Raw genomic sequence first — 18,673 nt, 5'->3', positions numbered from 1 at the left:
ACCCCGCCGAATGTCGCGCCGCCCCGCTCACCTGTGGCACGCCGAGCAGTTGGTGATTTCGCGGATGCGCTCGTCGCTCACCACCGGCGTGCGCGCCGCGAGCTGACCGCCGGCGCCCGCCGCTCGGTCACCGCGACCGCCGCCCGCGTGCGGATCCCATCCCATCGCCGTCATCTCCGCCACCGGCCGCAGGCGAGGGTTCGGGTTGCGATGGCAGTCGATGCACCACGCCATCGTGAGCGGCGCGGCCTGCTTCACCCGCGCCATCCGGTCGACCTGGCCGTGGCAGGTCTCGCAACCCACGCCACCGTTCACGTGGACGGCGTGGTTGAAGAACACGAAGTCCGGCAGGCCGTTCACGCGCCGCCAGGGAATCGGCCGGCCGCTGGCGAGGCTCTGGCGCACCGGCGCGAACTGCGGACCGTTGAACCAGGTCTGGTTGTGGCACGGCACGCAGGTCTGCGTCGACGGCATCCCCGCCACGGCCGACCGCTCGACGTCACTGTGGCAGTAGCGGCAGTCGATCCGCAGCGCGTGCGCATGGATCCGGTGGTCGAAGGGGACGGGCTGCGCCGGCGAATCGCCCTCGCGCGTGACCAGCGGCGTCCGCACCCACGCCATGAGCAGCAGCGGCACGGCCACGATCACGACCGCGATCGCGAGCAGCGTGCGCCGCATCACGCCGTTGCTGCCGGGCCGGAAGAGCGCGGGCATGGTGCGCGGCTATCTCCGTTGCCTCCGGGTCGCGAGCAGCGTGGCGAGCCTTGCCCCGACGAGCCCGCCGCCCACCACCGCCGCGAGCCGGAGGTTCCCCGCGCGCGCGGCCTTACGGCGCCGGCGAACGAGCCCGGCTTCGGGCCGACCGCCGTCCCTCGCCGATCCATCGCCCGCGAACGCCAGCTCGATCACCTCCGCCAGGTGCAGCGCCACCCGGTTGGTGCCCTGCGAAATCTGCTCGCGGCAACTGAACCCGTCGGCAATGATCAACGTGTCGTCGGCCGCGCGCGCCACGGCGGGCAGCAGGTTCCGCTCGCCGCACGTCATCGAGACGTCGTAGTGGCTCCCGGTCTCGAACCCGAACGCGCCCGCCATGCCGCAGCACCCGAGCTCAGGCTGCTCGGCGTCGAGCCCCATCTCCGAGAGGACCGTGTTCTCGGCATCGGCCCCGATGACCGATTTGTGATGGCAGTGCACCTGCACCAGCGCCTTGCGGCTGAGCCTGGGTACGCGGAAGTCGGGCGCCTTCTTCTTCAGGAAGTCGCTCAGCAGAAACGTCTGACTGGCGAGCCGCTTCGCGTCCTCGTCGTTGGGGAAGAGATTGCCCAGCTCGTCCTTGAATACCGTGGCGCAGCTCGGCTCCAGCACCACGACCGGTATGCCCGCCTCGATCGAAGGCTGCAACGCGTCCAGAATGTCCCTGAGCCACCGCTCGGCCATGCCGAGGAATCCGTAGTCGTAGAGCGGGCGACCGCAGCAGAGGTCCTGCGCCGGCACTTCGACGCGGAATCCCGCGCGCTCCAGCACCCGCATCGCCGCCTTTGCCGTCTCGGGATGGAAGTAGTTGTTGAACGTGTCGGCCCAGAGGACGACCGGCGGCCGGGTGTCGTCGACCGGAGCGGAGCGCTGCCGCCGCTGGAACCAGCTCCGGAAGCTCTCGCCCGCGAACGCCGGCACGCTCCGCTCCTGCGACATTCCCGCCGCCCACCTGGCCACGCTGCGCACGAGCGGCAAGTGGGTGACGAGGTTCGCGAGCGCCGGCAACGTGCCCGCCGCCTGCGCCCAGAGATGAATCCAGCCGAACACGTAGGCATTTCGCGGACGGACCCGTCCCTCGTAGTAGTGCGCGAGGAACTCGGCCTTGTAGGTGGCCATGTCCACGTTCACCGGGCAGTCGTGCTTGCAGCCCTTGCAGGCAAGGCAGAGGTCGAGCGCGTCCTTCACCGCCTCGCTCCGCCAGCCCTCGGTGAGGACTTCGCCGTTGAGCATCTCCCAGAGAAGCCGCGCGCGCCCGCGGGTGGAGTCCGCCTCCTCGCGCGTTGCCATGTAGCTCGGGCACATGGTGCCGCCGCCTTCGCGCCGGCACTCGCCCACGCCGACGCAGCGGAGCGCGGCGCGCGCGAAGGTGTTCCGGTCACCCGGATACTTGAAGTACGTCTTCGGCGCGGGCGGGTTGTAATCGGCGCCGAGGCGCAGGTTCGAGGTGGGCGGATAGGGATCGACCACCTTGCCGGGATTCATCCGGTTGCCCGGGTCCCAGATGCGCTTGAACTCGCCGAACGCGCGCACGATCCGGTCGCCGAACATCTTGGGCAGGAGCGCCGCCTTCGACTGCCCGTCGCCGTGCTCGCCCGAGAGCGAGCCGCCGTACCTGACGACGAGATCGCTCGCGTCGTCGAGGAACCGCCGGTACTTCTCGATGCCGGGCGTGGTGTAGAGGTCGAACGGGATGCGGCAGTGGATACAGCCCTGGCCGAAGTGGCCGTAGATCGCCGTGTTGTAATCGTACCTTTCGAGCAGCGCGCGGAAGTCGCGCAGGTAGTCGGAGACGTTCTCGGGCGGAACGGCGGAGTCCTCCCATCCCTCCCAGGTGTCGGGATGTCCCGGCACCCACGCGGTCGAGCCCAGTCCGCCCTCGCGCACCTTCCAGATCTTCGCTTCCGCGCCCGGATCGTCGTACAGCTTCATCGACGGCGGGTGGTCGGCCTTGCCGAGCCGCTCCATCAGGCGGTGCGCCTGGTCGTGGGCATCCTGCTTCGAGTCGCCGCCGAACTCGACCAGCAGCCAGCCGCCGCCCGGAGGCAACAGCGCGATGTCGGCGTCCTCGTCGCCCTTGGCGCGCACCCAGTCGAAGAGCATCCGGTCCATCCCCTCGAGCGCGGTGGGCTGGTGCTCGAGGATCATCATCAGGTGCCGGGTGGCGGCGACGATATCGGGATAGCCCAGGAGCAGCATCGCGCGCGCCCCGGGGTCGGGCACCAGCATGAGCGTCGCCTCGAGAATCGTGACGCAGGTGCCTTCGGTGCCCACCAGCGCGCGGGCGACGTTGAACCCGTTTTCCGGCAGCAGCTCGTCGAGGTTGTAGCCCGACACCCGGCGCGGCAGCTTGGGGAAGCAGCGGCGGATGTCGTCGGCGTACTCGTCCCGCAGCGCCTTGAGGTCGGCGTATATCTGGCCGCGGCGGCCGCCCGCCGAAATGATGCCGTTCAGCTCCTCCGGCGAGGTCGGCCCCACGCGAAGCCCGAGCCCGTCGTAGGTGAGCACGTGCAGCGAGTGGGTGTTGTCCGCGGTGCGAAGCCCCAGCCCGTACTTGGCCGACAGGAGCGAATGCGAGCCGCAGGAGTCGTTGCCCAGCATTCCGCCCAGCGTGCAGTGGTCATGGGTCGCGGGATCGGGTCCGAAGTTGAGCCCGTGCTTTACGGCGGCGTTGCGCAGGTCGTCGAGCACGCACCCCGGCTGCACCCGGCCGAGCCGGCGCTCGGCGTCGATCTCGATGACGCCGTGCAGGTACTTGGTGAAATCGAGCACGACCGCGACGTTGCAGCACTGCCCCGCGAGGCTGGTCCCGCCGCCCCTCGGCAGCACCGGAGCGCGATGCGCGCGCGCCGCCCCCACGGTGTGGACCACGTCTTCCAGGTCGCGCGGGATCACGACGCCGATCGGCACCTGGCGATAGTTGGAGCCGTCGGTCGCGTAGAGCGCGCGGCTCCCCGCGTCGAATCGCACCTCGCCGCGCACGGTCTCCCTGAGCTCGGCCTCGAGCGCCTGCACGTCGAGATCGCGCGGCTCCGCCTTGTGGTCCACCTTCCGCAACCGCTCGAACCGCCGTCCCTCCTGCCTGCCGCGTTCCACCGTCAACCGGGGCATTGCATCCTCATTGCGTTGTTCATGCGACGAGATCGGCCACGCGGTCGACCTCTTGATCGTCCACGACCGGCAGGATGTGGCCGCCGTAGCGGAGCACGGCCACGGTGGCATTTGCGCCCTGGCGCTCGAACGCCATCTCGAGCGCGCGCTGGGCCGACTCCGCGTAGCGGAAGCCGATCCGCTCCGCCTCCTCCCGCTTCACCCCGGGGGACATCATGATGCAATCAGCGCGGTCCACGATCTGCGCCACGTCGGCCAGGATCGCGACGCCGACGAGGTCCTTCACCCCGCCCTGCTGCACCATGCGCACGAGCTCCGCGTGCGGCTTGTAGCCGATCTCGAGCAGGTTCTTGTGATTGCTCGCGACGCCTTCGGGGTTGGGCGACACCAGGATGAGCGAGCCGCCCGTCTTCACCGCCATCGTCCCCGCGTACGGCCCCTTGGCCGACTGCCAGAAGTCGCGGTCGGCCGAGTGCGAATCGATGAGCACGATGTCGGCGCGGGTGGGGACGTGGACGGCGTAGACCTCGCGCGCCCGCACGCAACCCTCGCGATGTGCGCGCACGATGTCGCCGGTGAAGCAGCCGACGATGCGCTGCTGGATGTCGTACACCACGTTCACGATGTAGCTCAGCCCCGCGATGCGCGCCGCCTCCTCCATGCGGAGCCGCATCGAGTTCTCCGGCACGCCCATCACGGTCACCGACATCTGCATCGACGCTTCCCACTGGTTCCGGTCCATCATCTCGGGGCCGGAGACACCGGGAAACATGATCTTGGCGCCGCCCGACATTCCCTTGACCCGGTGCGGCAGGATGGAGCCCACCCCGAGCACGAAGTCGGCTTCGGTGATGCGGCGGCTCGCGGTGATGGGCGTGCCGTCGCTCGTCCGGCCGAAGTCGTGGAGACACGAGCGGTCGAGGTAGTGGTGCTCGTGGACCGGATAGCGGCCGTCGAGAGGTCCGAGCTTTTCGCGCCGCTCCTCGGCCGTCATCGGCCGGTGGGTGCCGGTGGCCTGCATGAGCTCGATCCGGTCGTCGGCCACGCCGGCGGCATGCAGCTCGTCCAGCACGTGCGGCAGGATGCGCGCGGTGGGCGTCCTCCGGGTGGCGTCGTCGATCAGGATGAGAACGCGGTCGCCGGCGCCCGCCGCCTCGCGGAGCCGCGGCGCGCCGACCGGATGGGTGAACCCCTCGGCCAGCACGCTCGCCTCGTCGAGCCCGGGGAGCGCGCGCGGCGCGAAGACGCCCATGAGATTCGGGTCGGGCACCTCGCACGGCGCGATGTCCTCGTAGCCCGGGTAGGGGAAGTCGATCTTCACGGGCGAGCCCCGCGGCCGGTGCCGCTCACGTGTCCGACCGCCCGTGCCCCGGCAGGTGCGGCTCGACGATGTCGCGGAACGCCTGCTTGATGACGCCACCCGCGTCGGGATCGCCCTCGACCATCGACTCGGCGAAGTGCCGCGCCTGCTCGAAGGTGATGTGCGGCGGGAGCGGCGGCACGTTGGGATCGGTGTACGCCTCATAGACCACCGGCCGGTCGGCGTCGAGGGCCGCGTCCCAGGCGTCGCCGATGTCGCCGGGCTTCGCCACCCGGAGCCCCTCGAGTCCGAGCGACTCGGCGTAGCGCGCATAGGGAAAGTCGGGCACCTCCTGCGAGGCCTCGAACTTGGGATCGCCCTCCATCACCCGCTGCTCCCAGGTGACCTGGTTCAGGTCGCGGTTGTTGAGCACCAGCACGATGAGCCGCGGGTCCGACCAGCGGTGCCAGTACTTGGCGATCGTGATCAGCTCGTTGATCCCGTTCATCTGCATGGCACCATCGCCCACGAGGGCGATGACCACGCGGTCGGGATACGCGAACTTGGCCCCGATGGCGTACGGCACGCCGGGCCCCATCGTCGCGAGGTTGCCCGACAGCGAGGCCATCATGCCGCGCCTGAGCTTGAGGTCGCGCGCGAACCAGTCGGCCGAGGTGCCGGAGTCGGAGGTGAGAATGCAGTTGTCCGGCAGCCGGGATGACAGCTCCCAGAAGACGAGCTGGGGGTTGATCGGGTCCGCCTCGACGTGCGCCCGCTCCTCGATCAGCTTCCACCAATTCGCCACGTTCGACTCGATGGTGCGGCGCCAACCCCCATCCTTCTTCTGCTCCAGCAGCGGCAGCAGCGCCCGCAGGGTCTCGGCGCTGTCGCCCACCAGGTTCACCTCCATCGGGTAGCGAATGCTGAGCATCTTGCCGTCGATGTCGATCTGGACGCCGCGCGCCTGGCCCTCCTTCGGCAGAAATTCCGAGTAGGGAAAGCTGCTGCCCACCATGAGCAGCGTGTCGCAGCTCGTCATCAGGTCCCAGCTCGGCTTGGTGCCGATGAGCCCGATCGAGCCGGTGACGTACGGCAGGTCGTCGGGCACCGCCGCGCGGCCGAGCAACGCCTTGGCGACGCCGGCGCCGAGCCGGTCGGCAACCTCCATGATCTCGTCGGTCGCGCCGAGCGCACCGGCGCCCACCAGCATCGCGACGCTCTCGCCGGCATTGAGCACGTCGGCCGCGCGCCTCAGGTCGTCATCCTTCGGCACCACGCTGGGCCGCTTGTAGCCCACGCCCGAGTGGATGGTGCTGTGTTTCCGCGGCGGCGTCTTCACCGCGTCCATCGTCTGCACGTCGTTCGGGATGATGAGGCAGGTGACGGTGCGCTCGTCGAGCGCGATGCGCACCGCGCGGTCCACCAGGTGCCGGATCTGCGCCGGCACGCTCGCCATGTGGACGTACTCGCCGGCCACGTCCTTGAAGAGCGACATCAGGTCGACTTCCTGCTGGAACGAGCCGCCGAGCGCGGCGCGAGCCGACTGACCCACGATCGCGAGCACCGGCTGATGGTCCATCTTGGCGTCATAGAGCCCGTTCAGCAGATGGATGGCACCGGGGCCCGAGGTGGCGAGGCAGACGCCGATCTCGCCGGTGAACTTGGCGTGGGCGCAGGCGTTGAACGCGGCCATCTCTTCGTGGCGCACCTGGATGAAATCGGGATCGCCGTCGGCGCGGTTGAGCGCGCCCATGATCCCGTTGATCCCGTCGCCCGGGTAGCCGAAGATCCGGTGGATGCCCCAGTCGCGCAGGCGCTCGAGCAGGAAGTCGCTGACGTTGTCGCTCATGTCGTTCTCCTTAATGCGGCGCCGATCGCGAGCGCGCCGCCCAGAGCGCCGATGGCACCGAGGGCGAGCGCGCCGCGATGCTCGGTGGCCCAGAGCTGCCAGCTCCGGTCGCGCGACCGCGCGTCGAACACGCCGTGCGCGCCCTGATCGCCGTTCACGGTCTCGAAGAGGTTGTCGGGGCGGTTCGGGTCTTCGGGCTGGTCGGTCTGCTGCGACTTGTAGCCGGTGTGGGCGAGGTAGTGGTCGAGGAGGCGCGGGGCGATCCGGTTGCCCACGATCGCCTTCGCCGAGGGAAAGCCGACGTACATCTCCTCGCGATGGTGGTGCGCCGCGAACACGATCGCGTCGGCCGCGACTTCGGGCTGGAAGATGGGCGGGACCGGCTGCGCCTTGAACGGCATTCGGCTCCGGCTCCAGCGGAACTGCGGGGTGTTGAGCGCCGGCATCTGCAGCATGCAGACCCGCACGCGGCTCCCGTCATGATACAGCTCGGAGCGGAGCGCCTCGGTGAATCCCTGGACCGCGTGCTTGGCGGCGCAGTACGCCGACTGCAGCGGGATGGCGCGATACGCGAGCGCCGACCCCACCTGCACGATCACGCCGTGATCGCGCGGGAGCATCCGCTTGAGCGCCGCCAGCGTGCCGTACACGTAGCCGAGGTACGTCACCTCGGTCACCCGGCGATACTCGTCGGCGCGCATCTTCTTCACCGGCGAGAAGACCGACACCATCGCGTCGTTGACCCAGACGTCGATCGTCCCCCAGCGCTGCTCCACCGCCGCGGCGGCCGCCTCGACTGCGTCGGCGTCGGCCACGTCGGTCGGCAGCACCAGCGCCTCGCCGCCCGCCGCCTCGACCTCGAGTCGGGCCTGCTCCAGCCGGTGCGCGTTGCGCGACACGAGCCCGATGCGGGCCCGCTCCTTCGCGAACGCGCGCACCGCCGCGCGGCCCACCCCGGCACCTGCGCCGGTGACGACGACGACATCTGGACGTGCATCCGGGTGGGGCATCTCAGTCCTTCCCTTTCGGATCCAGCTCCACCGTCACCTCCAGCCCGCCCTTCACCGAGAGCGGGCGCACCGCGACGTCGCGATCCTTGGTGCGCTCGAATCGGAGATCGGCCGAGCAGTTGCCGACGCGGAGCCCGCGCAGCTCGATCGTGTCGACGTACTCCGGCAACAGCGGCCGGACGACGCGGAGATGGCGGCTGAAGGCGTCGGGCTCGAGGCCGAGCAGGTGGTAGAGCAGAAACGGCACGGACCCCGCGGCCCATGCCTGCGGATGGCAGGCCACGGGATAACGGATCGGCGTCCCGTATTCCTTGCGTGAAAATCCGGTGAACAGCTCGGGCAGCCGCTCGTGCTCGAAATCGCTCGCGGCGGCGACGATGCCCTCGAGCACCTTGCGGGCGAAGTCGCCGAAGCCGTACCGATGCAGCCCCGCCGCGCAGAAGCCGGTGTCGTGCGGCCAGACGGTGCCGAGATGGTAGCCGATCGGCGTGTAGCCGGCCGCCTCGCACGAGAGGGTCCGGATGCCGAAACCGCTGAACATGTCGTCGGCCATGAGATGCTTGGCGGTGGACTCGGCCTTGTCGCCGTCGGCGATGCCGGTCCAGAGCGCGTGGCCCGGGTTGGACGAAATCACCCGGAGCGGCTTGTCGCCCGCCTCGAGCGCCATCGCGTAGAAACCCAGGTCGGGCAGCCAGAAAGCGCGGTTGAATCGGGTGCGCAGCTCGGATGCTTCCTTCCGGAGCGTGTTGGCGCCGGTCTTGTCGCCGGCGCGCTCGAAAAGATCCGCCATACCGAGCTTGGCGGCGTACACGTAGCCCTGGACCTCGACCAGCGCGATCGGCGGCGTCGCGATGTGCCCCTGCTCGTCGATGATGGCGTTGCCCGAATCCTTCCACCCCTGGTTGATGATCCCGCCGTCCTTCGACTCGGCGGACCTGTCCGTGCTCGGGTAATCGACAAAGCCGTCGCCGTCGGTGTCGCCGTACTTGGCGATCCAGGTGAGCGCGCGCTCGACGTTGTCGTGCAGATCGGAGAAGAGCGAGAGGTCGCCGGTCCACGCGACGTAGCGCGCGAGGACGATGAGAAAGAGCGGCGTCGAGTCGATCGAGCCGTAGTACGGGTTGTGGGGGATATCGCCGGTGCGCGCCAGCTCGCCCACGCGCAGCTCGTGGAGGATCTTGCCCGGCTGCTCGGCGCGGTAGTCGTCGATCTTGGTGCCCTGATGCCTGGCCAGGAGCCGGAGCGTCTCCGCCGCGATGCGCGACTGGTAGGGCAGCACTTGCAGCGCGGAGATGAGGCTGTCGCGCCCGAACAGGGCGGCGAACCAGGGCACCCCGGCGGCGAAGAAGGTGCAACCGTCCTCCTCGGTGCGGAGCAGGTCGAGATCGGTGAAGGAGCGATCGAGCAATGCGTTGAACAGGACGCTGTCGGAGTGCACCGTGGCGCGCGATTCCGGCGGCGCGCTCGGCGCCGAGCGCGTGGGCATGACCTGGACGGCGGCGGGATCGACGGGCGCGCCGTGCTCCGGCGACTCCTTCACCTCGAATCGGAGCGCGAGCGTCCGGTGCCCGCGCGGGTCGAGGCGGATGGTGCCGGCACAGCTGTGATCGCCGGTGGCCGCAAGCTCGCCCGGCACGCTCACCGAAAGCGTGCGCCGGATCCCGTCCCGGCCGTCGTAGGCGAACTGGAGCGTCTCGCCATGCCACTCGGGGGGGTGGAGCGTGCCGGGATGCTGGTCGATGAGCCCGCGCACCTCGAACACGTCTTGAAATTCGGCATCGAAGCGGAACTCGACCGGAACGCTCACCGCGTCCTCGCTCCAGTTCTGGAAGGTGAGGTGCTCGGCCAGCACCAGGGTCTGGTCGGACAGCTCGCGGACCCACTTGATGCCGATGACGTCGCGGCGAAGCGCGTAGCCGCCGGCGAGCCGGAGGTCGGGATTGGTAAGCTGGAAAACGGCCTTGTTGCCCGCGACCGCGGTGCTGCCGAGCCCCACGGGCGCGGTGCCGGCGAGCCTCAAGTCGTAGGAACGGAGAAAGCGGCAGTCGTGATAATAGAGGCCGAGGCCGTGTTCCTGGCCTCGAGGCACGCGCCCGTCGGGATCGGTGAGGAGGAAGATGTCCCCGGACTTGATGACGACGGCATCGGCGATGGTGCGGGCGACGGATTCGGGACCGCGGGTGAGGACCTGCCACTTGCGTGAGCTCTGGTCGGCTGCCTTCCGGTCGGCTGCCTCGTGATCAGCCGCCTTCGGCTTCGCCGCCTTGTCGCCGGTCGCCTGGTCGGTCGCCTGCTGGTTCACCATTACGGAATCCCGGGTCGCGCCCCGGTGCCGGCGCGCGGGAGCGGCATGGCGGCGGAGCGTGGAAGCCGATCGGAGTATGGCAATGCATATAGGGGCGTGGATCAGGTGCGGACAGTGATTGGGGTCACGGGAACAGCCGCCGGTGCCACAGCCTCGGCCGACTCGAGGCGCGCGAGCCACGCGCCCATTCCGGCGCCCGTGCGCGCCGACACTTCGAGAATCTCGATGTCGGGGCGCACCTCGCGGACGTTCCGGTGCGCGGCCGCGCGGTCGAACCCCACCGCGTCCGCCAGGTCGATCTTGGTCACGATGGCCATGTCGGCGCTGTTGAAGATGGTGGGATACTTGAGCGGCTTATCCTCGCCCTCCGTCACCGAGAAGAGCACCACCCGGAGCTGCTCGCCCAGGTCGAAGCTCGCCGGGCAGACGAGATTGCCCACGTTCTCGATGAAGAGGAGGTCGAGCGCCGAGAGGTCCCAGCCCTCGAGCGCCCGCTCCACCATTTCGGCATCGAGATGGCAGACGGTGCCGGTGGTGATCTGGCGGACCGGCGCGCCGCTCCGGCCGAGCCGGCGCGCGTCGTTATCGGTGGCGAGGTCGCCCACGAGCGCGGCGACCCGGCGGCGCGGAGCCAGCGCGGAAAGCGTCGCCTCGAGCAGCGTGGTCTTCCCGGCGCCCGGCCCCGAGACGGCGTTCACGACGCGCACGCCGGCCAGGCTGAATCGCTCTCGCAGCGCGCGGGCCAGGACGTCGTTCTTCTTGAGCAGGTCGCGCCGGACCTCAACGATTCGCGGGTGCATCGTGGTGCGCCTCCACCTCTCCGGGATTCATGTCGAACACCTCCAGCGCTACCAGCTGCAGCTCGCGGCCGCTCCGGACCTCGACGGCGGGCGTGTTGCACACGGGGCAGCGGAAGTGCTGGATGCCGGCGAGCGGCCGCTCCTCGCCGCAGGTGCCGCAATGGATCACGACCGGCACCTCTTCGATCTCGAGCCTGGCACCCGCGATCTCGCTGTCGGACACCGCGAGGTCGAAGGCAAAGAGCAGCGCGTCCGGCACCACGCCCGAGAGCGCGCCCAGCCGTACGCGGAGCGCCTGGACCCGCACCGCGCCCAGGCGCCGCCGCTCTTCGCACGCGGCGTCCACCAGGCTCATGGCGATCGAGAGTTCGTGCATCGTGGTGCCCTGCCGGAAGCTACAATCCGCTGCAGCGTCTATTGACGGGTGCCGAGCGCTTTCCTACAATGGCTGGCAGCGTTCGTGATGGCAAGCAGCAGCGGGCGGGGCGGCGGGAAGGTCGCACGGCACGATGACAACGCAATGCAACAGGCTTGAGCCGGTCTTTCCGGGGTGAACTTCGCCCGGCAGGGACCGGCTCAGGTCGTTTCCGGGAGGCGTAGATCATGGCCGAAACCAGGGAGCGGCACGGGGTAGACGAAGTCCATATCCTCTGGACCTCCGAGGGCATGAGCTGTGACGGCGATTCGGTGTCGCTCACCGCCGCCATGCAGCCCAGCATCGAGGACGTGATCCTGGGCCTCGTGCCCGGATTGCCCAAGGTCCACCTCCATAGCAAGCTGCTCTCGCCCACGCAGGGCGGCGAGGAGTTCCTCAAGCCGTTCCGCCAGGCGGCGCGCGGCGAGCTCGGCCCCTACGTCTTCGTGGTCGAGGGCTCGATTCCGAACGAGCACATCGATGGAGACGGCTACTGGACCTCGATGGGCAACGACCCCGAGACCGGTCAGCCGATCACACTCAACACCTGGATCGATCGGCTCGCCCCGGGCGCCTGGGCCGTGGTCGCGGCCGGCACCTGCGCCACCTACGGCGGCATCCACGCCATGGCGGGCAACCCCACCGGGTGTATGGGGCTCGCCGACTACCTCGGCTGGAACTTCCGCTCGGCCGGCGGCCTCCCCATCGTCAACGTCCCCGGCTGTCCCATCCAACCCGACAACTTCATGGAGACGCTGGTCTGGCTGCTCAAGCAGGCGGCGGGCAAGGCGCCCATGATTCCGCTGGACGATCAGCTCCGGCCCCAATGGCTTTTCGGCAAGACGGTGCACGAGGGCTGCGACCGCGCGGGCTACTACGAGCAGGGTGACTTCGCGGGGGACTACAACTCGCCCAAGTGCCAGGTCAAGATCGGCTGCTGGGGGCCGGTGGTGAACTGCAACGTCCCCAAGCGCGGCTGGATGAACGGCATCGGCGGCTGCCCCAACGTGGGCGGCATCTGCATCGGCTGCACCATGCCGGGCTTCCCCGACAAGTTCATGCCCTTCATGGACCAGCCGCCCGGCGGCACGGTGTCCGCCACTCTCATCGGAAGCTATGGCGCGCTCATCCGGCGCCTCCGCGGCATCACCAATCATACGGTGAACAAGGAGCCCCGCTGGCGGCACAACGGGCCCGCGCTCACCACCGGCTACGCGCCGCGCTATCCGCGGCATGGTCCGGCGTCGCCCACCGGCGGCAACGGCGGCGAGCGCTACGCCTCCAACGGCGCGGTGAGCCGGCGCGGCTGACGGACAGACGCTACACGCAAGCACAAGGAGCAGCGGTCATGGCCACAAGCACGATGCCGGCGGGCCCGGGCACCCGGGAAGAGCGCGGCCGGCTGGTCGAGATGAACTGGGACCCGATCACCCGTATCGTCGGCAATCTCGGCATCTACACCAAGATCGACTTCGACAACCGGGAAGTCGCCGAGTGCCACAGCACCTCGTCGATCTTCCGCGGGTACAGCGTGTTCATGAAGGGCAAGGACCCGCGCGACGCCGGCTTCATCACGAGCCGCATCTGCGGCATCTGCGGCGACAATCACACCACCTGCTCCCACTACGCGCAGCAGATGGCGTACGGCATCCGCCCGCCCGACCTGGCCGAGTGGATCATCAACCTGGGCGAGGCGGCGGAGTACATGTTCGACCACACGATCTTCCAGGACAACCTGGTGTTCGTGGACTGGTGCGAGGAGATGGTAAAGCAGACCAACCCCGGCCTGCTCGACCGCGCCAACCGCACCGACGCGCCGCATGCCGCCATCCACGGCTTCCGCACGATCGGCGACATCATGCGGGCGTGCAACCCGTTCGTCGGCTCGATCTACCAGGAAGCGCTGGTGATGAGCCGGGTGACCCGCGAGATGTTCTGCCTCATGGAAGGGCGTCACGTCCACCCGTCCACGATGTACCCGGGGGGCGTGGGCACCGTGGCGACGCCGCAGGTCTTCACCGACTACGCGAGCCGCCTCATCCGGGTGCTCGACTTCGTGAAGAAGGCCGTGCCGATGAACGACGACATCTTCGACTTCTTCCTCGACGCGCTGCCCGGCTACGAGAGAGTCGGCGAGCGCCGCATCCTGATCGGCTGCTGGGGTTCGTTCCAGAACCCGAAGGTGTGCGACTACAAGTACGAGACGATGAACGACTGGGGCCGCGCGATGTACGTCACCCCCGGCATCCTCATCGACGGCAAGCTCATCACCACCAACCTGGTCGACATCAACCTCGGCATGCGGATCCTGCTCGGCAGCTCGTATTACGACGACTGGGAGCAGGAGCCGATGTTCGTGACCCGCGACCCGCTGGGCAATCCGGTCGATCGGCGCCATCCGTGGAATCAGACGACGCTCCCCAAGCCGCAGAAGCGCGACCTCGACGGCGGCAACTACAGTTGGGTCATGAGCCCGCGGTGGTACGATCCCAAGAGCAAGGATCACCTCGCGCTCGACACCGGCGGCGGCGCCATCGCGCGGCTCTGGGTCACGGCGCTCGCGGGCCTGGTCGACACCGGCTACGTCAAGGCGACGGGGCACAGCGTCCAGATCAACCTGCCGAAGAGCGCCAAGCATCCCGAAATGCAGCTCGAGTGGAAGGTGCCGCAGCACTCCAACGCCATCGAGCGCGACCGGGCCCGGATGTACTTCGTGGCCTATTCGGCCGCGCTCGCGTTCTTCTTCCTGGAGAAGGCGATGGACGAGGTGCACGCCGGCCGCACCAAGGTGTTCACCGATTTCTCGGTGCCCGACGAGGCCATCGGCTGCGGCTTCCACGAGGCGGTGCGCGGCGTGCTCTCGCACCATCTCGTGATCCGGGACAAGAAGATCGCCAACTACCACCCGTATCCGCCCACGCCGTGGAACGCGAGCCCGCGCGACTCCTACGGAACCCCCGGCCCCTACGAAGATGCCGTGCAGGGCACGCCGATCTTCGAGGAGAACGGGCCCGACAACTTCAAGGGCGTCGACATCATGCGCGCGGTACGCAGCTTCGATCCCTGTCTGCCCTGCGGCGTGCACATGTACCTGGGCGGCGGCCGGGTGGTGAAGCAGGTGCACGCGCCGATGTTCGGGCAGCACGGGTGAGCGGCGGATGACGCCCTCGAGAGGCGCGTTGGACGATCGCGAGGTGCGCGCGCGGGTGGAGGAGGTCGAGGCGCTGCTCTCGGCACTCGACGCATTGCCGGACGATCGCGCGCGCACCACCGCGCTCGATGCGGTGCAGGCGGTGGTCGAGCTGTATGGCGAGGCGCTCGCCCGCGTGCTGGGCGGCGTGTCGGAGTCGTGCGGCGCGGCGGCCGTGCGTCGCCTCGCCGACGACGAGCTGATCGGCCACCTGCTGCTGGTGCACGACCTGCACCCGGACAGCGTCGAGGCGCGGGTACTGCGCGGGCTCGACGAGGTGCGCCCCTACCTTCGCTCGCACGGCGGAGGCGTCGAGCTGCTCGGCGTGGCCGACGGCATGGCGCGGGTGAAGCTCGAGGGGAGCTGTCACGGCTGTCCGTCGTCCACCGCCACGCTGCGGCACGCCATCGAAGAGGCGGTGCGGAAGGCGGCGCCCGAGCTGGACGGGATCGTCGCCGAGGGCACCGCGCCGCCCGCGCGAACCGCGCCGGAACCCGCCGCACTGGTGCAGCTCGCCGGAGCGGCGCGGAACGGCGCGTGACCGGGCGGCTCGAGCAGCTGGCGCGGCGCCGGCGCGCCGTTGCGCCGCCCGCGCCGGCCGCGCCGGCCGCGCCGGCCGGCGGTACGCAAGTCGGGGAGGCGCCCAACCAGCGCTGCGAGCTTTGCGCCGTACCGATCGGCGCCGAGCACCCGCACCTCCTCGACACCACGACGGGCGGGCTCCGCTGCGCCTGCCGGGCGTGCGCGCTCGTCCTGGGCCAGCCGGCGGCGGGCGGCGGCAGGTATCGTCTCGTGCCGGAGCGTCGAGTGGAGCTGCCCGACCTCGCGCGCGACGACGCGCGTTGGCGCGACCTGGGGCTTCCGGTGTCGCTCGCGTTTCTCGTGCGGCGCGGCGACGCCGTGACGGCGATTTTTCCGGGCGCGCTGGGCCCCACCGACGCGCCGGTGGCACCGGAGGCGTGGGCGGCACTCGAAGCCGCGGAGCCGGCGGTGCGCGCGCTCGAGCCCGAGGTCGAGGCGCTGCTGGTGAATCGGATGCGCGGCGATCGCGAGTGCTGGATCGCGCCGATCGACCTCTGCTACCGGCTGGTGGCGCTGGTGCGCACGCAATGGACCGGGCTCACGGGCGGCGATGAAGTCTGGACGGAAATCGATCGCTTCTTCGGCGAGCTCATCAGATCGGAGGCAACACGATGACCGCAAAGCACGTCAACCTGCGGGTCGGCCGGCCGCAGACCACGCCGACCAAGCCGGCGCATGTGTCGGGTATAAAGGAAGGCAACGCGCCGGGCAACTACGCGCGGCAGGGCGGTCACCTGCCCAACGGCAACTCGACGGCCGAGCGCTCGACCGGCATCAATGCGGGGGCGCGGAACCCGATCGATCCGCGGGCGCCGAACCTGTCGCCGGCGTGATCACCGCGGCGGACCCGGTCGCGCGCATCGCGCAGGCGGTGCTGTACGAGGGGTACCTGCTCTGGCCCTACCGGCGTTCGGCCCTCAAGAACCGGCAGCGCTGGACGTTCGGCGGGGTCTTTCCCGAGACGTACAGCCGTGCGCGGGGCGAGGACGATCCGTGGCGGATGACGGTCGAGTGCCTGGTCGAAGCCGATGAACGCGCGCGACTCGACGTGCGCGTGCGGTTTCTGCACGTGGTGGATCGACAGGTGATGGACGAGCGCGGCGGCGAGCGCGTGGCGGTGGATCAGCTTGCCGTGTCGGGACGGCGCCATCTCACCTGGGAGGAGGCGACGGAGCGCGAGATCGTGGCGACGGGGCTTGAGCTCGCCGCGCTCGGTGCCGGGCATTCGGTGCCGATCGAGATCGCGGCCGGCGAGCTGGAGGAACCGATCGAGGAGGCGGGCGCGCGCGTGGCTGCGCTCGTCCGCTCGTGGCGCCGAATCCTCGGCACCCTCACCGTGCGCGCCGACGAGGCGGAGCCGGGCGTGTGGCGCGTCCACGTCGAGGTCGTCAACACCACGCCCTGGACCGGCGGCCCGCGCGAGCTGGCGCTCCGACACGCGCTCGTCTCGACCCACGCGGTGCTGCGCATCGAGGGCGGCGCATTCGTGTCTCCCATCGATCCGCCCCCCGAATTGCGCGCGGCCTCAGCGGCGTGCCGGAGCATCGGTAGCTGGCCCGCGCTCGTGGGCGAGCCGGGCGAGCGTCACACGCTGCTCGCCGCGCCGATCATCCTGGGCGATTATCCCCGCATCGCGCCGGAGAGTCCGGGCGACCTCTTCGACGGCGGCGAGATCGACCAGTTGCTGATCCTCAACGTCCTGGCGCTCACCGACGACGAGCGGCGCGAGATGGCCGACTCCGACCCGCGCGCCCGCGAGATCCTGGAGCGCTGCGCCGCCTTGGCGCCCGACGAGATGCGGCGGCTCCACGGCGCGGTGCGCGAGTTTCGCGTGCTCGGCGCGGAGTGAGTCCGATGGACTTCTGGCAGGAGCTGGCGCGGCCGGGCGCCGATTCGGTCGAGGTGGACGGCGTCGAGCTGCGGGCGGGGAGCCGCGTGCGGCTCCGGCCCAAGCCGGGGCGCGATGCGTTCGATGCCATACTCGCCGGACGCGCGGCGCGGGTGGAGAGCGTGGAGCATGACGTGAGCGGTGCCATACATCTCGCGGTGACGCTCGACGACGATCCGGGGCGCGATCTCGGCGCCGGCCGCTTTCCCGGCCATCGCTTCTTCTTCGCATCCGATGAAGTCGAGCCGCTCGAGCCGGACGGCCCGCCCGGAACAGCGGAGACGGTAGCGGGTGCCATGGCGACGCGCATCCTCGTCGCCGGCATCGGCAACATCTTCCTGGGCGACGACGGCTTCGGCGTGGCGATGGCGGAGCGGCTCGCGTCGCGCCCGTGGCCCGTCGGAGTCGAGGTGCGCGAGTTCGGCATCCGCGGGCTCGACCTCGCGTACGAGCTGCAGCGGGGCTACGCCGCCGCGGTGCTGGTGGACGCGGTGCCGCGCGGCGGCGCGCCGGGCACGCTCTATGTGATCGAGCCCGCGCTCGACTTGGCGGCCGAGGTGGCGGTCGACGCGCACGGGATGGATCCGGTCAAGGTGTTGCACCTGGCCCGTGCGCTGGGCGGCGAGCCACCGCGGACGCTCGTGGTGGGGTGTGAGCCCGAGCCGCTGCCGGCCGATCTCGATCCGAGCGAGATCGTGGCCGAGCTAAGCGCGCCGGTGCGGGCGGCGCTCGATGCGGCGGTGGAGCTGGTGGAATCGGTCGTGGCGACTCTTTTCAATGAAAGACGGTGAGCCTATGCGGCGCGCGCTCCTGATCGCCCTCGCGGCCGGTGCCGGCGCGATCCTGGTGTCGCAGTTCCCGGACCTTCGGCGATACCTGCGGATGCGGGATATGTAGGGCGGGCGTTGGGTGCGTGGCGTGAGGCGCGCGGTGCGCGTGGCCGCGCGCGCGGACGTCTTGTGCCCTCAACCCGCCGGGCCGATGACCCACTCCGTTGCATCTCGGGCGATCGACGGCGGCACCGCGTGTCCGCCGTCGAACTCGCGGTAGCGCACGTCGTATCCCGCGCGTCTAACTCAGGCACGATGCGCCGGCTGCACCGCTCGATGGGGAGCACGGGGTCGGGCGTGCCGTGCGAAATGAAAATGCGGGGCCGGCCGTACGATCGCCCGCGGAAATAAACGTGGTCGGGGATACGCTCGGCCGCGGGTCGGGCTTCAATGGAGCCGCGGACGATCGCCCGCGGAAATCCCGAGGGCATCGTCGGCCCGCTCGATCTCGATGCTGCTTCAATGGAGCCGCGGACGATCGCCCGCGGAAATACGTCAACGTCGGCGTGCCCCGCTCCCCGCTCATGGCTTCAATGGAGCCGCGGACGATCGCCCGCGGAAATTCGCGAGCATGTCGGCCAGGTGCCCTAGACCTACGCGCTTCAATGGAGCCGCGGACGATCGCCCGCGGAAATCTGGG

At 69.8% G+C, this 18,673-nt stretch carries 15 protein-coding genes and 1 CRISPR repeat array; of the genes, 7 read left to right on the top strand and 8 right to left on the bottom strand.

Annotated features, from left to right (window positions below; translation table 11 throughout):
* Positions 1-27: 27 nt before the first annotated feature.
* The 8 genes from VFW66_03165 to VFW66_03130 all read right to left on the bottom strand — a co-directional run bounded on the left by VFW66_03165 (position 28) and on the right by VFW66_03130 (position 11,504).
* Positions 28-714, bottom strand: coding sequence for a cytochrome c3 family protein (locus VFW66_03165; GenBank protein ID HEX5385683.1), 687 nt, complete (start codon positions 712-714; stop codon positions 28-30).
* Between the two features lie 9 nt (positions 715-723).
* Entirely contained in the window at positions 724-3,864 is a 3,141-nt protein-coding gene (locus VFW66_03160; protein HEX5385682.1) for an FAD-binding and (Fe-S)-binding domain-containing protein, read from the bottom strand.
* 19 nt (positions 3,865-3,883) lie between these two features.
* Entirely contained in the window at positions 3,884-5,185 is a 1,302-nt protein-coding gene (gene larA / locus VFW66_03155) for a nickel-dependent lactate racemase (GenBank protein ID HEX5385681.1), read from the bottom strand.
* A 25-nt stretch (positions 5,186-5,210) separates the two neighbouring features.
* Positions 5,211-7,013, bottom strand: a complete 1,803-nt coding sequence (locus VFW66_03150; GenBank protein HEX5385680.1) for a thiamine pyrophosphate-requiring protein — start codon at positions 7,011-7,013, stop codon at positions 5,211-5,213.
* Positions 7,010-8,023 (bottom strand): SDR family oxidoreductase, encoded by a 1,014-nt coding sequence (locus VFW66_03145; GenBank protein ID HEX5385679.1) that lies wholly within the window; start codon positions 8,021-8,023, stop codon positions 7,010-7,012. The genes VFW66_03150 and VFW66_03145 overlap by 4 nt, the downstream gene beginning before the upstream one ends.
* A 1-nt stretch (position 8,024) precedes the next feature.
* Positions 8,025-10,328: a glycogen debranching N-terminal domain-containing protein gene (locus VFW66_03140; GenBank protein ID HEX5385678.1), complete on the bottom strand. Its 2,304-nt coding sequence runs from the start codon at positions 10,326-10,328 to the stop codon at positions 8,025-8,027.
* Between the two features lie 101 nt (positions 10,329-10,429).
* Positions 10,430-11,128, bottom strand: coding sequence for a hydrogenase nickel incorporation protein HypB (gene hypB, locus VFW66_03135; GenBank protein HEX5385677.1), 699 nt, complete (start codon positions 11,126-11,128; stop codon positions 10,430-10,432).
* Positions 11,109-11,504 (bottom strand): hydrogenase maturation nickel metallochaperone HypA, encoded by a 396-nt coding sequence (locus VFW66_03130; GenBank protein ID HEX5385676.1) that lies wholly within the window; start codon positions 11,502-11,504, stop codon positions 11,109-11,111. The genes hypB and VFW66_03130 overlap by 20 nt, the downstream gene beginning before the upstream one ends.
* Positions 11,505-11,731: 227 nt before the next feature.
* Between VFW66_03130 and VFW66_03125 the strand changes: the two genes are divergently transcribed.
* Genes VFW66_03125 through VFW66_03095 form a run of 7 tightly spaced genes read left to right on the top strand, consistent with a single transcriptional unit; the run spans position 11,732 to position 17,994 of the window.
* A complete protein-coding gene (locus VFW66_03125) occupies positions 11,732-12,853 on the top strand; it encodes a hypothetical protein (protein ID HEX5385675.1) in 1,122 nt (373 codons plus the stop codon).
* 38 nt (positions 12,854-12,891) lie between these two features.
* Complete coding sequence (locus VFW66_03120; GenBank protein HEX5385674.1) at positions 12,892-14,694, top strand: nickel-dependent hydrogenase large subunit; 1,803 nt, start codon at positions 12,892-12,894, stop codon at positions 14,692-14,694.
* A gap of 7 nt (positions 14,695-14,701) precedes the next feature.
* Positions 14,702-15,274: a NifU family protein gene (locus VFW66_03115; GenBank protein ID HEX5385673.1), complete on the top strand. Its 573-nt coding sequence runs from the start codon at positions 14,702-14,704 to the stop codon at positions 15,272-15,274.
* Positions 15,271-15,930 (top strand): DUF5947 family protein, encoded by a 660-nt coding sequence (locus tag VFW66_03110; GenBank protein ID HEX5385672.1) that lies wholly within the window; start codon positions 15,271-15,273, stop codon positions 15,928-15,930. The genes VFW66_03115 and VFW66_03110 overlap by 4 nt, the downstream gene beginning before the upstream one ends.
* A complete protein-coding gene (locus VFW66_03105) occupies positions 15,927-16,148 on the top strand; it encodes a hypothetical protein (GenBank protein ID HEX5385671.1) in 222 nt (73 codons plus the stop codon). The genes VFW66_03110 and VFW66_03105 overlap by 4 nt, the downstream gene beginning before the upstream one ends.
* Positions 16,145-17,164, top strand: coding sequence for a hypothetical protein (locus VFW66_03100; protein ID HEX5385670.1), 1,020 nt, complete (start codon positions 16,145-16,147; stop codon positions 17,162-17,164). Before VFW66_03105 ends, VFW66_03100 begins: the two co-directional genes overlap by 4 nt.
* Positions 17,165-17,169: 5 nt before the next feature.
* The gene (locus VFW66_03095) at positions 17,170-17,994 is read left to right on the top strand and encodes a hydrogenase maturation protease (protein HEX5385669.1); all 825 of its coding nucleotides are present in this window, start codon (positions 17,170-17,172) and stop codon (positions 17,992-17,994) included.
* 352 nt (positions 17,995-18,346) lie between these two features.
* A CRISPR array of direct repeats spans positions 18,347-18,668; the repeat unit is 36 nt; unit sequence GCTTCAATGGAGCCGCGGACGATCGCCCGCGGAAAT.
* Between the last annotated feature and the right edge of the window lie 5 nt (positions 18,669-18,673).

Source organism: Gemmatimonadales bacterium (genome assembly GCA_036279355.1).
GTDB lineage: Bacteria > Gemmatimonadota > Gemmatimonadetes > Gemmatimonadales > GWC2-71-9 > DASQPE01.
Note: the sequence above shows the minus strand (reverse complement) of the source record. Positions and strands in the feature narration are given on the sequence as shown.

Excerpts from the sequence above, each read along its gene's own strand:
- VFW66_03140 (HEX5385678.1), bottom strand. The coding sequence starts at position 10,328 with ATGGTGAACCAGCAGGCGACCGACCAGGCGACCGGCGACAAGGCGGCG.
- VFW66_03160 (HEX5385682.1), bottom strand. The coding sequence starts at position 3,864 with ATGCCCCGGTTGACGGTGGAACGCGGCAGGCAGGAGGGACGGCGGTTC.
- VFW66_03150 (HEX5385680.1), bottom strand. The coding sequence starts at position 7,013 with ATGAGCGACAACGTCAGCGACTTCCTGCTCGAGCGCCTGCGCGACTGG.
- VFW66_03165 (HEX5385683.1), bottom strand. The coding sequence starts at position 714 with ATGCCCGCGCTCTTCCGGCCCGGCAGCAACGGCGTGATGCGGCGCACG.
- VFW66_03130 (HEX5385676.1), bottom strand. The coding sequence starts at position 11,504 with ATGCACGAACTCTCGATCGCCATGAGCCTGGTGGACGCCGCGTGCGAA.
- VFW66_03115 (HEX5385673.1), top strand. The coding sequence starts at position 14,702 with ATGACGCCCTCGAGAGGCGCGTTGGACGATCGCGAGGTGCGCGCGCGG.
- hypB (HEX5385677.1), bottom strand. The coding sequence starts at position 11,128 with ATGCACCCGCGAATCGTTGAGGTCCGGCGCGACCTGCTCAAGAAGAAC.
- VFW66_03095 (HEX5385669.1), top strand. The coding sequence starts at position 17,170 with ATGGACTTCTGGCAGGAGCTGGCGCGGCCGGGCGCCGATTCGGTCGAG.
- VFW66_03145 (HEX5385679.1), bottom strand. The coding sequence starts at position 8,023 with ATGCCCCACCCGGATGCACGTCCAGATGTCGTCGTCGTCACCGGCGCA.
- VFW66_03105 (HEX5385671.1), top strand. The coding sequence starts at position 15,927 with ATGACCGCAAAGCACGTCAACCTGCGGGTCGGCCGGCCGCAGACCACG.
- VFW66_03125 (HEX5385675.1), top strand. The coding sequence starts at position 11,732 with ATGGCCGAAACCAGGGAGCGGCACGGGGTAGACGAAGTCCATATCCTC.
- VFW66_03120 (HEX5385674.1), top strand. The coding sequence starts at position 12,892 with ATGGCCACAAGCACGATGCCGGCGGGCCCGGGCACCCGGGAAGAGCGC.